Source organism: Litorerythrobacter xanthomarinus (assembly GCF_046254955.1).
In the GTDB taxonomy this organism is placed as follows: Bacteria; Pseudomonadota; Alphaproteobacteria; order Sphingomonadales; family Sphingomonadaceae; genus Qipengyuania_C.
The window spans coordinates 1353562-1366218 of the sequence record NZ_JBJXRG010000001.1 but is presented as its reverse complement, the minus strand read 5'-3'; the positions used below and the strand labels follow the sequence as shown (position 1 = coordinate 1366218).

10 protein-coding genes and 1 tRNA gene are annotated in these 12657 nt (G+C 59.0%); 2 read left to right on the top strand and 9 right to left on the bottom strand.

What is annotated here, in order from left to right:
- The first annotated feature begins 78 nt into the window (after positions 1-78).
- Positions 79-169, top strand: a tRNA-Ser gene (locus tag ACEWMW_RS06855).
- A gap of 41 nt (positions 170-210) precedes the next feature.
- On the opposite strand, the gene ACEWMW_RS06850 is transcribed toward ACEWMW_RS06855, so the two are convergent.
- Genes ACEWMW_RS06850 through ACEWMW_RS06835 form a run of 4 tightly spaced genes read right to left on the bottom strand, consistent with a single transcriptional unit; the run spans position 211 to position 3496 of the window.
- Complete coding sequence (locus ACEWMW_RS06850) at positions 211-1200, bottom strand: VOC family protein (RefSeq protein WP_409413145.1); 990 nt, start codon at positions 1198-1200, stop codon at positions 211-213.
- Between the two features lie 47 nt (positions 1201-1247).
- Complete coding sequence (locus tag ACEWMW_RS06845) at positions 1248-1541, bottom strand: DUF1330 domain-containing protein (protein WP_409413144.1); 294 nt, start codon at positions 1539-1541, stop codon at positions 1248-1250.
- Positions 1542-1601: 60 nt separating this feature from the next.
- Positions 1602-2693, bottom strand: a complete 1092-nt coding sequence (locus tag ACEWMW_RS06840; RefSeq protein ID WP_409413143.1) for a VOC family protein — start codon at positions 2691-2693, stop codon at positions 1602-1604.
- Entirely contained in the window at positions 2690-3496 is an 807-nt protein-coding gene (locus tag ACEWMW_RS06835) for an alpha/beta fold hydrolase (RefSeq protein ID WP_409413142.1), read from the bottom strand. Before ACEWMW_RS06835 ends, ACEWMW_RS06840 begins: the two co-directional genes overlap by 4 nt.
- 150 nt (positions 3497-3646) lie before the next feature.
- On the opposite strand from ACEWMW_RS06835, the gene ACEWMW_RS06830 reads away from it, so the two are divergent.
- Positions 3647-5230 (top strand): alpha/beta hydrolase, encoded by a 1584-nt coding sequence (locus tag ACEWMW_RS06830; protein ID WP_409413141.1) that lies wholly within the window; start codon positions 3647-3649, stop codon positions 5228-5230.
- A gap of 28 nt (positions 5231-5258) precedes the next feature.
- On the opposite strand, the gene ACEWMW_RS06825 is transcribed toward ACEWMW_RS06830, so the two are convergent.
- The 5 genes from ACEWMW_RS06825 to ACEWMW_RS06805 all read right to left on the bottom strand — a co-directional run bounded on the left by ACEWMW_RS06825 (position 5259) and on the right by ACEWMW_RS06805 (position 12618).
- The gene (locus tag ACEWMW_RS06825) at positions 5259-6842 is read right to left on the bottom strand and encodes a sodium/sugar symporter (protein WP_409413140.1); all 1584 of its coding nucleotides are present in this window, start codon (positions 6840-6842) and stop codon (positions 5259-5261) included.
- A gap of 109 nt (positions 6843-6951) precedes the next feature.
- On the bottom strand, positions 6952-9387 hold the full coding sequence (locus ACEWMW_RS06820) for a glycoside hydrolase family 3 protein (protein ID WP_409413139.1): 2436 nt from the start codon (positions 9385-9387) through the stop codon (positions 6952-6954).
- A gap of 95 nt (positions 9388-9482) precedes the next feature.
- Entirely contained in the window at positions 9483-10688 is a 1206-nt protein-coding gene (locus ACEWMW_RS06815; protein WP_409413138.1) for an MFS transporter, read from the bottom strand.
- Positions 10681-11733, bottom strand: a complete 1053-nt coding sequence (locus tag ACEWMW_RS06810) for a LacI family DNA-binding transcriptional regulator (RefSeq protein ID WP_409413137.1) — start codon at positions 11731-11733, stop codon at positions 10681-10683. The genes ACEWMW_RS06815 and ACEWMW_RS06810 overlap by 8 nt, the downstream gene beginning before the upstream one ends.
- 3 nt (positions 11734-11736) lie before the next feature.
- A complete protein-coding gene (locus ACEWMW_RS06805; protein ID WP_409413136.1) occupies positions 11737-12618 on the bottom strand; it encodes a glycoside hydrolase family 16 protein in 882 nt (293 codons plus the stop codon).
- Positions 12619-12657: the final 39 nt, after the last annotated feature.

Below are 12657 nucleotides of genomic sequence, written 5' to 3'. Positions count from 1 at the left end.
GTTCACGGGCCTTGCGGGGCGCATTGCACCCCGTTATAGCGCGCCCCTCGCAAGCCACTGCGAAAACACGAACGTTGCGGAGACGTGGGTGAGTGGCTGAAACCAGTTCCCTGCTAAGGAACCATACTCTATTCGGGTATCGAGGGTTCGAATCCCTCCGTCTCCGCCACTTTCGACCTTGCCTTTCCTCAAGGCGAAATCGGCTATCAGCTAAGTGGGTTCTACTATCTCAATCGGAAACCCGTCGGGATCTTCGAGGATCATAGTCCTGCCCCGCGGCATCAGCGGGCTCGAGCGCTCTGCTACATCTTGAACAATCGTTATTCCGGCCGATCCCGCACGTCGCCTAACCTCGTCGATATCTCCCGTTTCAAAGCTCCACATCGCGATGCCCCGGTTCGGCGCGCCGCGGCCCGGCGCGGGGCTTGGGCGTGTCGCTTCTTCATGGTCCATCAGCACGAGGTAACCGGTGCTCGCACCGGGCGCGAAAGCCTGGATAAAGCGCTCCTTGGTGCCTTCGGGCATATGCAGCGCTGAGCGCTCGCCGACTTCAAAGTATGTATCGCGGCGGATTTCATAGCCCAGCACATTGGCGAGGAAATCGTTCACCGCATCTGCCTTGGTGATGCAGCGCGCCGAATAGGATGGACCGCCGAGCCCCGTCTCCGGATCGATCGGGCCGGTCGGCACGAAGATTTCAGGCCGCGTGACCCCCATGACGAAGATATGTTCGGGAGCCTTGTAGACGATCTCGGCCGAAGTGTAGGTCTCGCCCGCCGGGCTGGTGAAGTCCATTTCTTTCACCCCGATCGTGCTTTCGACCCCGATGGCATTCATACGTTTCTCATGCGTTCGCAGGTCGACCATCGGAAAGCTCAGCGTAGCCCCGCCCTCGTACAGACCCATCCATTCGGGACGCACTTGCGGCGTCTCCTGGGCAACATGGATCACGCGCACCTGGAGGTTCGCGCCCTCGCCCGTTTTCGTGAAACCGCAAGTCGCGATGTCGTGCTCGGCGGAAAAGCCGAGATAGCTGCGGGTCTCGTCGTCTGGCGTGACCCAGCCCGATGATGTGAGGCCGTATCCCTCGGTAAAGATCGCCTCAAAGCGCTCGCGATCATGGGTGATGATCGTGACCGTGTGGAGCTGGTGGACCAGCGCGTCTTCGGGTTTGCTTTCGGGAACGAAGATATCTTGCATTAGAGTTTCCTGAGAAAATAGGGCTGCTGCGAAGGGCGGATATGGTGTCAGGGTGTTTCGACCACCATCACCTCACAATCGGCGAGGCCTTCGCGAAGCTTCTTGGCTTCGGCATATTCGGGCGAATTCCAGAAACGGAGCACTGCCGCCTTGTCCGGCCATTTCGAAACGGCGACCGAGCCATATCCTTCCAGGCTTCCTTCGAGCAGTTCGGCGCCTGGCGCGACGATTACGTATTCACCGCCAAACTTCTCCACCAATGGTGGCACTGCCTTGCCGTATCCGGCGACGAACTTGTCGCGATCGTGCATCTTGCAGGCGATGATCATGTAGGCTGGCATTGGGCGTTTCCTTGTGTGCGGGGAGGACTGGGTTCGGGGAAGATATTCGTCAGGAGGGTTTTAGCTTTCCGCTTCTTCGAAAAATTCGAGCCATGCTCCGTCAGGTGCACGGACTGCTGCGATTTTGACCTTACCGTAGGGGGCAAGCTCGCGCTCGATGGGCTGGTACTCGAGCGGGATTTCGTGCTTGTCGAAATGCGCGACCAATGCGCCGAGGTCCGAAACCGGGAAGCGCAGCATCAGATTGCCAAGATTGGGCGGCACGGCGTGTTCGGAGAAATCGCGTCCGCTGTAATCCTGGAATTCCAGCAATTCGACCGAGCCATCATTCGGCGACCCGGGAGGATTGACTATCTTCACTGTCCGCGAGACCGATGTCATCGCCTCGCGCGATAGCCCCAGTACATGTTCGCCCGGCTCGGTGCTGGGCCCGGTGTGATCAAGATAAACCTCGAAACCCAGTATGCCCTCATAGAATGCCGCTGCGCGCTCGAGATCGGCAACGATCTGGGTCGAATTGAATGCGCGCGATGATGTCTTGAGATGGGGCCATCCGGTTAGCGGAGGCGAAACACGCTCCATCAGGGCAACGCGCACTCCGTCGGGGTGCCGGGGAATCCATTCCCACACATCGAAAGGCCCGAAAATGAAATTCACTGGAGTCGATGGCGCCTGCCAGCCGGCCTGGGTGGTCTTGGTCGACGCAGCAGCGATATCGGCCACGCGGATATTCATGTTGTAGATCCCGCCGGTTTCCCAGGCCTGGTCATGCTCGCGAATGCGGCGCTGCGGGACGCCATCGAAATCGACGATCCGGACGAAACCGCGGTCGGTCTGCGGGTTGGCGACCAGCACGAAGCTTGCGGACGCCTCTCCCGGCAGATTCCATGCGGCCAGCTGCTCGCGCGGCACTTCACCTTTTGTGCGTATTTCCCAGCCCAGCACTTCGTGGTAGAAACGCTCCATTTCGGCAAGGTCGCTTACGCTGACCAGCGTCTCGCGCCAGCCCTGTGATATGAGGCGAGCGTGAGCTTCGCTGGTGACGACGTCGCTGGCGGCGCTAGTTTCCTCGTTCGAACTTGCGTGCGCGCAGGCCGATGACGCCAGGGCAATCGCTACGATAGCGCTGAGGCGCGACACCCAACCACTCATGTTGATCGGTCCAGAAAAGAGAGAACTTCCGCCGCAGTCAGTTCGGCCGCTTCGTCGAGCACCGATCGCTTGATATCCAGCCGTTCGACCAGCCTGGCATCCGGAATAACTTCATGCGCGGCTCGAGTTCCGTCGAGCAAGCCGGATTGCGAGGCCAATACCATTGTTTCGCAGGATATCTGCGGGAACCGCTCTGCCCATGGATAGGAAAATGCCGCGTGGAACGCTTGGTTCATCCCCGCTCCGGCCCGCAGCTGTTCGACGAAAATCCCGAAGCCCTGTTCTTCGCCCTGTGTTTCGCGCCGGATTCGGTAGGTTCGCTCCCAGATCGGTCCGAGACTGGAAAGGTCTTCGCCGGGGACAAATGGTTCACGGTACTTGATCGCGAGCGGAGCTGCTTCCCCACTTTCGAGCGCGGGTATGTCGATGAGGCAAGCTTTGCGTACGCGTGACGGAATCGTGATCGACCATTCGGCGGCGACTAGGCATCCCGTGTGGAAGCCAAGCACATCCACCTCTACGTCACCGCACAGATCGCGGGCAAGTTCCTCCAACGACGCGGAGTAGTCCGAGATTCTCGGCTGCCTTTCGATGGGACTGGAGCCACCATAGCCCGGATAATCGGGCGCAATGATGCGCCGGTCTTTTGCGAGCAAAGGGGCAATGTTCTGGAAGACCAGCCCGCTCAGTGGGGCAGGATGGAGGCAGACGAGATCTGGTTGAGACGGCTCTGTAGTAGAGGTCCAAATGCGCCAATGGATCTGGCCGCCTCCGCCTGGACTATAGCCCTTAGTCAAGGTCACTCTTTCGGCTCCCTCCCGCGTCACTTCTGGGACGATTCTTGCTGCGGCATGGGCGGAAGCTCTCCTCGATTCCCGCACTTGTAAAATTTGTCCGGACATTTCACAAGTGCGGTGAAAGCAGCCCGCCCCTTCCCGTCAAGGTCCAACCCGATGAACAATCACCCGAAGCCTATCCGTACGGCCTATCAAGCTATGGGTAACAGCGGCGCGCAGCTGCATTACCGGATTGGGGGAGAAGGTCCGCCGCTAATCATGTTGCATCCTTCGCCGCAGGACTCGCAAGCGCTCATTCCCGCGATGCAGGCGTTCTCGCAGCTGTGCACCTGCGTTGCTCCCGATACTCCGGGATACGGCCTGTCAGACGACACCATTGGCAAAAATCCAACAATGGAAGACTACGCCAACGAAGTCTTTGCTTTTACTGACTCGCTGGGGATCGAGAGGTTCATCGTTTACGGCGCGGCGACTGGCGCACAAATCGCCATCGAAATGGGCAAGCACCAGCCGGAGCGATTGGCGCTGGTGATGCTCGACGCGAATGGTCACATCGATGCGCCCGAGCGCGCTCGGATCATGGAGGACTACTTTCCCGAGGTAACCCCGCGCAGGGATGGCGGGCACCTGATGACCTATTGGGACATGTGCGCGAACCTGTTTCTGTCGTTCCCGTGGAATTCGACCGATCCCGCAGATCGCCTGCCCTTACCCCGCCCTCCGGTAGAGGTGATCCAGCAAATTTTGCTGCGGTATCTCGACGCCGGCGAGCAATACGACAAGGCCTATCGCGCCGCTTTCGAGGTCGAAACCATCGAACATTTCGCTGGTAGCACAGCGCCCATCGTCATGAACCGGTGGGAGGGCAGCCCGGTACTGGGCATTGCCGACGACCTGATCGCCAAGGGCCTGCCCGAGAACGTGCACGTCTTGAGAGCGGGCCCGACGTTGCCGGAGCGGTACGCTGTGCAGATCGGGGCCTTGAACGACCTGCTGGCACGTGAAAATCTATCGGCTTTCGAGCAATCCCGTCCTGCTGCGCCTCACGGGCCGCGTCGTGACTACGCTGGAACGGCGTCATCCTCGCTACACTTGCGCCGCAACGACACCGGCAGCGGATCGCGACTAGTGTTCCTGCACAGTGCGGGCACCTCATCAAAGCGCTGGCAAGCCATCCTCGACATTCTTGATGGCACAGTGCCCTACGCGGCACTCGACCTTCCGGGTCACGGCCATAGTCCGGCGCTTCACCTGGCGAATGCCGACATCTTCGCGAGTATGGCTGAAGAAATCCGAACAGTTCTCGCCTGCTTCTCCGGAGAAAAACTGCACTTGGTGGGCGAAGGACTGGGCGCGGCAATAGCTGCGTATCTTCAGTCGCTGGACTCCTCCTTCGAAGTGAGCGCCGTGAAGCCCGGTTCGCTCGGACGTGCGGCCCCCAATCTAACTTTGGAGCGAAGCGGGGCGCATCTGGTGAACGCCTGGCAGTTCGTCCGCGATCGGCAGCTTCGCTCGCCCTGGGATGACGACTCCCCAGCAGCGCAACGGGAGGTACCAGGCGATTTATCGCCAGAGGCACTGCACGCTCAGACCGTGGAACTTTTGCGCTCGGCCGAAGTCTTCCCGCTCGCTTGGCAGGAAGAGGCAGCCATCGACTGGGATGCGCTCGCAACGAGCGAAACCATCCGGTTGCTGCAGGCTTCGGGCAATGCGGAGCTCGCCGCGCAACTGCTGGGCTAGCTCCGTCTCACAAGCCGGCGAGTAGCACCTACCAGAAGACGACGTAGAGCCCGATAAGTATCGCGATTGTCAACGTCGCTAGCGTGTTGAACAGCATCGTCGTCGCAAATCCAATATCGCCCAGTTTCACTGTGCGCTCTTCCTCGGGCGCGCCAGTCATACGTGACACAATTGCTGCTGCGATAATCGAGAGCACAAACACGCCCCAGATGCGGATGATAAACGGCACATCGGGCAAGCCGAACTTGAGCGCGACGTTCACGGCCAGCGAGCCAAGCAGCGCAGTGAACGCGCCCACTGCATTCATCTTCTTGTCGAAGAAGCCAAGCAGGAACACGACCACGATACCCGGTGCGATGAAGCCGGTGTATTCCTGAACCGTCTGGAACCCGCTTTCGAAGCCGCCAATGAAGGGACGGGCCAGGAACAGCGCGAGCACCATCGCGGTGAACGCCGCGACGCGGCCAACGGTGACGTAGTGCTGCTCGGGTTTCTCCGGCCTCCAGCTGCGGTAAAGGTCCATGGTGAAAATGGTCGAAATCGAGTTCATCATCGAAGCGAGCGAACTCACCACCGCAGCAATCAGAGCGGCGAAGACAAGACCCCGTAGGCCCGCAGGGGCAAAGCTCATCAGCTCGCCATACGTGCGGTCCGACTTCTCGGCCAACGCTGCGCCATTGAGCATGCCCTGCTGCGCAAGGATAACTGCGGCAATGCCCGGGATGACCACGATGAAAGGCACGAGAATCTTGAGCAGCGCCGCAAAGGCCAGGCCCTTCTGCGCTTCACCGAGATTCTCGGCACCCAGCGCGCGCTGGATGATATACTGGTTGAAACCCCAATAGCTGAAGTGCAGCACCCACAGACCGCCCAGAAGCGTCCAGATACCAGGAAGATCCGAATAGGCGGGATTGCTTTCATCAAGGATCATCTCGAAATGGCCCGGCATCTCCTGCATCAGCATCCCAAGGCCACCAAGTGCGCCATCAGCGGGAAGTGCATCAAGCGCGATCCAGGTAATCGCGAAGCCGCCCAAGATCAGGATCACGACCTGAATAATATCGGTCAGCGCGACGGCCTTGAGGCCGCCATAAAGCGAATAAAGCGCAGCAAAGCCGGCCAACGCCGCCATCGCTGTCATCACGCTCCAGCCGGTCAGCGACGTAACTGCAAGCCCACCGAGCCAAAGCACTGTTGTGAGATTTACGGCCGTGTATAGCGCCACCCAGAAGAAGCTCATGAGCGTCTTCACGCCGTGACCATACCGCTGATCGAGGAACTGCGGCATGGTGTAAATCTTGCGTTTGAGGAAGATCGGCAGGAAATACTTAGCAACAATGATCAGGACGATCGCGGCCTGCCATTCATAGGCGGCAATCGCCATCCCGACGGCGTAGCCTTGTCCGGACTGACCAATGATCTGCTCGGCCGAGATATTTGACGCAATCAGCGAGGCACCGATCGCCCACCATGGCAAGGCGCGCCCGGCAAGGAAGTAATCCTCGGTATTCTTGTCGTGGCCCTTTGGCTCGCGCGAAACAAACAAGGCGATCCCGAGGAGCGCCACCGCGTAGAGCGCGATAATCACGATATCGATGGTTTCGAGCGTCACTGTCTTTCTCCCCCGAGGGTGGGCACACTTGCTGGCGCCCTACCCTCTCCATCTCCGGTGAAATTCTCGCGTCCCCGGACCGCGTTCAAGCCAATTCGAATGTTCGTGGTCAGAACGAACATTCTGTTCCTTCAGGCAAATCCTCGCGCCTAACGCTGGAAACGCGGAAGGTTAGTTCTCCTTCGGATTCGAAGGCAATACGCGGACCAATGTCATTATAGCACTCAGGTGTGAGAACCATCTCGCGCCAACCTTTGCCCGAAGCCAACTCGAACTGTCGAGTGACATCGAAGGCCCTGCCATCGCCAAAGCGCAACTTGACTGAGCCTGTTGGTCGGTTCGTTACCTCATAGGAAATGCGATAGGCGCCGGCCGTGTCACTCGATTGCTCTAGACCAAAGTAGGAGCCGGGACGCATGGATATCTCTCTCGAGTCTTCCTGCGCATCGCGGTCGTAGCCGCGCGAAACTACGCCCGAGCCATTCATATCGCCACGCATTTGCGGCATGAGCTCTTCAAACCCTGCCCCGTCCAAACGACCCACGAAAGCGCTCACACCAGACCCTAGTCGGCCGGAACCGAACATCTCCGCGCCTTCAACTATCGAGAGCGCCGCACATTCCTCGCTGAGCTCTCCAAGGGGCGAGACATCGTTGAGCGAGAGGCCGTAGCCATAAGCGAACAACGCGCCATCTGGTCCATTCAGCGGCGCACCTTCGCAAGTTTCTGGCCAAGAGAATGAGAGCGTGCCCGTTGCCGGCATTTTGCCTGTCAGAACATCGGCAACGCCAGCGCCCTCACTACCAGGAAGCCAAGAGGCAACGAAAGCGTCTGCTGCGTTGATTTCACGGTTAATCCACATGGGTCGGCCTGAAAGGAAAACAGCAACGGCTGGAATGCCTTCCTCTTGGAAGCCCCTGAGCAGTTCCAATCCCTCTTCGTCGCGGAAAACCAAATCGCGTTGGTCTCCGGCAAACTCCGCGTACGGCCGCTCGCCAAAGACGACGACAGCAACATCGGGGGGACTCTCGAACAAGCCATCTTCCGAAAGCGTGGCCGTACCGCCCGCGGCAGAGACATTCTGGTGAATCCCGTCCCAGATCGACGATGCCTTGGGAAACCTGTCACGTCCCAGCTGGTCCTTGCGGCCACCTTGCCATTCCAAGGTCCAGCCGCCGGACGCCTGACCAATATCGTCAGCCGCACTGCCCGCAACCAGCACGTTGGCACCAGCCTTGAGAGGCAACACACCATTGTTCTTGAGCAGTACCTGCGACTTCGCGACGGCTTCGCGCGCCAGCGCACGGTGTTCGGCCGATGCCAGCAATTCATACTGCCCCGCAACACCGCGCTCAGACGGGCGCTTGGCATCTGGGCCGAGAAGGCCGGCGCGATACTTGACCCGCAATACACGCGTCACCGCTTCATCCACGCGCGCTATCGGAATCGTCCCGTCTTCTACCTGCGCGACAAGCGAATCCATCAGCTGCTTCCAGTCGTCGGGCACCATGTAGATATCGAGCCCGGCCATCAGGGATTGGGGGCAATCGGTTACAGTGCAACCTTCGATCTGTCCGTGTCCGTTCCAGTCACCCACCACGAGGCCATCAAACCCCATATCGCCGCGCAAGACATCGGTAAGCAGTGGCCTGTTGCCGTGCATCTTGCGGCCATTGATCGAGTTGAAGCTCGCCATGATCGCTTCGACGCCAGCATCGATTGCGGCGGGATAAGGCCGTCCATGCAACGCGATTAGTTCATCGATGTCGCCATTAACTTCGCCCTGGTCCACACCTTGGGCGGTTCCCCCGTCGCCGAAGAAATGCTTCGCAGTAGCAATCACCCGGCTATCGCCAAGGTAGCCTTCGCTTCCCGGTATGCCTTGCTGGCCTTCAATCAAAGCCGCGCCCAGTTTCGCAACCAGTTCGGGATTTTCGGAATAGCTTTCGTATGTCCTGCCCCAGCGATCATCGCGTGCCACAGCAACGGTAGGGGAAAAATTCCAGTCGATCCCGGTGACTTCGATCTCTCTAGCTGTCGCATATCCAATGCGGCGCACAAGGTCCGGGTCCCCGGCAGCGCCCAAACCAATATTGTGCGGGAAAAGTGTTGCGCCCACGATATTCGAGTGGCCATGGACCGCATCGGTTCCCCACATCACGGGAATAGCGGGCTCGCCATTGGGCAGCGGCTTCACCGAGGCATCGTACATCTCGTCGGCGAGACGTAACCATTCCGATGCGGGGGCGAATTCGTCACCGTAGGGGCCACCATTGCCACCGTTGAGATAGCTGCCGAAGCGATAGCGCTCCATGTCTTCGGCGGAAAAAGAGTTGATCTGCGGCTGGATCAATTGCCCGATCTTGCGCTCAAGAGACATTCGCGAAACAATGTCGGCGACTATTGCGTCCTCGCCAAGCGGCTGTGCGATTTCTGCGTTACCGACAGATTCGATACCGGGCACAGCTGCGCAGCCTGCCAATCCGATCAATACTGCAGCACAAACCGAATGACGCCACTGTTTGGCGCGGCCATTCCGCGTCATCTCTCTACCCTTCCCATCTCAGCCCTCAGCCCCCTCTTGGGAACGTTCTCAATGGCTGAATTGCATGGCCCGTACGAAAATGCAAGTGCGGAAGATCAACGGGAAATGGAGAACAACAATACGCTGGCTATCAGGGCCAATCCAGCCAGAAGGAAGAATAGGCCCGAGAAGCCGAATATCGGCACCAGCCCGAGCGTTAGCCACGGCATAATCAATGATGGAATCGTGTTGGTGAGATTGAATATGCCCAGGTCACGTCCGCGATTTTGCGGGCTCGGCAGGAACCGCAAGGTTTGCGCGGCGTGGAGCGCGAGGAAGGCAGTGCCGGCGATCCCGAAGATGACATACCCGGCAATGGCAGCAGTCAGGCTTGCAGCGAGCCCCATTCCCGAAAGACCAACCGCGGTGATAAAAGCGAAGAAGGCCAGCGGAAGGATAGGCCTTCCTACGCGGTCTGCCCACCTTCCGGCAATCATCGCAATCGGAATCGATGCGGCGAGCACCACAGTGAACAGGCCGGCGGTGCGATTGTCGCCAAAGTCAGGTGCGATCGAGCGTAACCAGAAATAGAGGAATGCGAACAGCGCAGCCTCGGCTATCTGTACCAGCAAACGCGCCAGCCACATTCTTTGCACCGTCGGAAGTCGCAATGTTTCAAGGCCACTCGGCCGATCCGATTTGGCGATTGGCCGGGTCAATGCAGGAAACGGACGGGGGTTTCCGAATATCACAATGGGCAGCATAGCCGCAGTGACCATTCCCACAACGAGCCAAAGCCGCTGATCGGCCGCCGCTGCACCCGGAATTGTGACCAGCGCACCGGACAAAGCGCCCAAGGCCGGAGCGATCGACATCAGGCCACCGAGCATGCCCTTCTGATGATCGGGCACGCAATCACCTGCCCATGCGGCAAGCGGGCCCAGCATCATGTTCAGCGACAATTGCCACAGCACGATAATGCCGAGCAGCGGGATCAGGGTCTTAGCGACCGGTACCGAGACCAGAAGCAGGCACGACAGGACAAGTCCCATTGTGATCCAAAGCTTTCGCGTTCGTGTGAGGTCACTCAGCCAGCCAAAAAAGATATTCCCGATGCTCGCCGCAACAGCTCCGGTGAACGCGATATAGGATAGCCAATCGAGATCTTGCGGCCCCGCAAGGTCGGTCACCCGAACCGGCAGGAGGATCGTCAGGAACGGTACATAAGAAATCGCTCCGCCGGCCCATGCCAAGGCGTAAAGGAGCATGAATCTCCGCAACTGGCTTTCAGCTTCTTGCTGCGCTGCAATTGGCTCAGTCACGCGGCGGCGCTACCGAGCCGCGCTCGACGAGGCTTGCAGCTACAACCACCGTTTCCTTGGGCAATTCTTCGCCCTTTTTCGCACTAATGATCAGATCGACAGCGACCGAAGCCGTCTCTGCAATTGGCTGGTCGATCGCGGTAAGTTTTGGCCGGGTAAAACGCACGCTGGGGTTGTTATCGAAACTGATCAGCGAAAGGTCGGCAGGTATTTCGAGACCCATCTCATTTGCTACATGCATGCACGCCAAGGCCATCTGGTCATTGCTGGCGATGATGGCTGTTGGTCGATCCGGGCGGCCGAGCAATTCGCGCGCCGCGGTTTCGCCCGAAGCGTAGCTGAAGTCGCCGCGCTCTAGAAGGCCGTGCGTTGGGAGGCCTGCAGCTTCCATCGCCGACCTCCATCCGTCGACACGCCAGCCGCTCAGGCTGTACTCCTCCGAACCTGCGATGAAGCCGATCTTCCTGTGACCAATCTCAATCAGGTGCTGGGTCGCCATGTGCGCCGAATGTTCGTCATCCATGGATACGGGGATGCCTGCGCCGTTAGCCAGCGAGCCGATCCGCACAAAGGGTATCTTCTGCTTGTCGAGCAGGTTCACGATCAACGGATTGTCTGAGTGTGGCGGGGTCAGGATCACGCCATCAGGCTGCAGCGCGGCAATGGCCGAACGCAGCTCGCGCTCCACATGGTCGTTGTGCGTATCAACCAGCTCGATGATCAGGCGATAGCCGTGCTCGGCACATTTGAGCATCCCGCCAAGCAGCATCTGGTCGACCCAGTCGGTGCCTTCCCGCGCCCGCCAGTCCGCGATCGTGCGCTCGCGATCGTTGAGGGCGAGAATTATGTAGGAGCGCGATCCGCTCATCCGCTGCGCCGCAATCGAGGGTACATACCCCAGCTTGTCGATCGACGCCTGGACCCGATCCTTCATTTCGGGGCGGACATTGGGCTCATTGTTGATGACGCGGCTGACCGTCTGCAGCGAGACGCCCGCGTCTGCCGCAACATGCTTGATCGTGACTGCCTGACGGCGCCTACCCATGGCCTAATTCGTCCCTGTTTCAGACCTTTGGTAGACGCGCACATGATCGATTTCCATGCTCGCGGGAAGACTTTCCTCATCTACTCCCTTGCGACCGCCCCATTTTCCGCCGACGGCGATGTTCAGGATCAAGTGCATCGGTTTATCGAAAGGCCAGCGTGAATTGCCGCTGCGTTGCTTGCGAAAAGCAAACTTCGGCGCATCGTCGACACCGAACAAGAGCACTTCCGGAGTCCAGAGAAGCTGGTAGCGATGGAAGGCCCTGCACGCCGTTTCTAACTCATGGCTCGCCGTGCGCTGCGTACCCTTGTCGAAATTGAAGGCCTTGGTGTGGACTGAGTGATGGATCACGCCAGGGTCGTATCCAACATGTTCCATGATATCAATTTCACCGCCTACTGGCCATTTGACATCCGGATCTTCGGGCAGCAACCAGATTGCCGGCCATGTGCCACGGGCGCAGGGCAACTTTGCGCGAATCTCGTAAAAACCGTAAGTCCAGGCCGCTCTACCTTGCGTAAACAGGCGAGCCGAACTGTATTCCTGACCGCCATGATCACTCCGATCAAGAAGCGTCTCATGGTGTGCCTGGATGATTAGCCGTCCATTCTCCAACCGAGCATTCTCGATCCGGTTTGCCGCGTAATATTGCAGCTCATCGTTGTACCAGCCGTGCGCGTTCCTATGCGTGTCATAGGCCCAGCGCTGCGGATCAGGTCGTTCGCCGTCGTTGAATTCATCCGACCAAACCAGGTCATAGCCCGGCGGCGCGCGATGCGGTTCAGGATTAGCTTGCGCGGAAGATCTCGGAACGTGTGCATTCTCTTGTGCAAGATCTTCGGAAATCGACGTGACCAGAGCTGCTAGAAGAAACGTCCCGAACATGTTCGCGAACCTAGATGGAATAGCGTGAAACTGAAAGGG

Bases quoted from the DNA above. Each gene is read 5' to 3' on its own strand.
- ACEWMW_RS06850 (WP_409413145.1), bottom strand. From the start codon at position 1,200: ATGCAAGATATCTTCGTTCCCGAAAGCAAACCCGAAGACGCGCTGGTC.
- ACEWMW_RS06845 (WP_409413144.1), bottom strand. From the start codon at position 1,541: ATGCCAGCCTACATGATCATCGCCTGCAAGATGCACGATCGCGACAAG.
- ACEWMW_RS06840 (WP_409413143.1), bottom strand. From the start codon at position 2,693: ATGAGTGGTTGGGTGTCGCGCCTCAGCGCTATCGTAGCGATTGCCCTG.
- ACEWMW_RS06830 (WP_409413141.1), top strand. From the start codon at position 3,647: ATGAACAATCACCCGAAGCCTATCCGTACGGCCTATCAAGCTATGGGT.
- ACEWMW_RS06820 (WP_409413139.1), bottom strand. From the start codon at position 9,387: ATGACGCGGAATGGCCGCGCCAAACAGTGGCGTCATTCGGTTTGTGCT.
- ACEWMW_RS06810 (WP_409413137.1), bottom strand. From the start codon at position 11,733: ATGGGTAGGCGCCGTCAGGCAGTCACGATCAAGCATGTTGCGGCAGAC.
- ACEWMW_RS06805 (WP_409413136.1), bottom strand. From the start codon at position 12,618: ATGTTCGGGACGTTTCTTCTAGCAGCTCTGGTCACGTCGATTTCCGAA.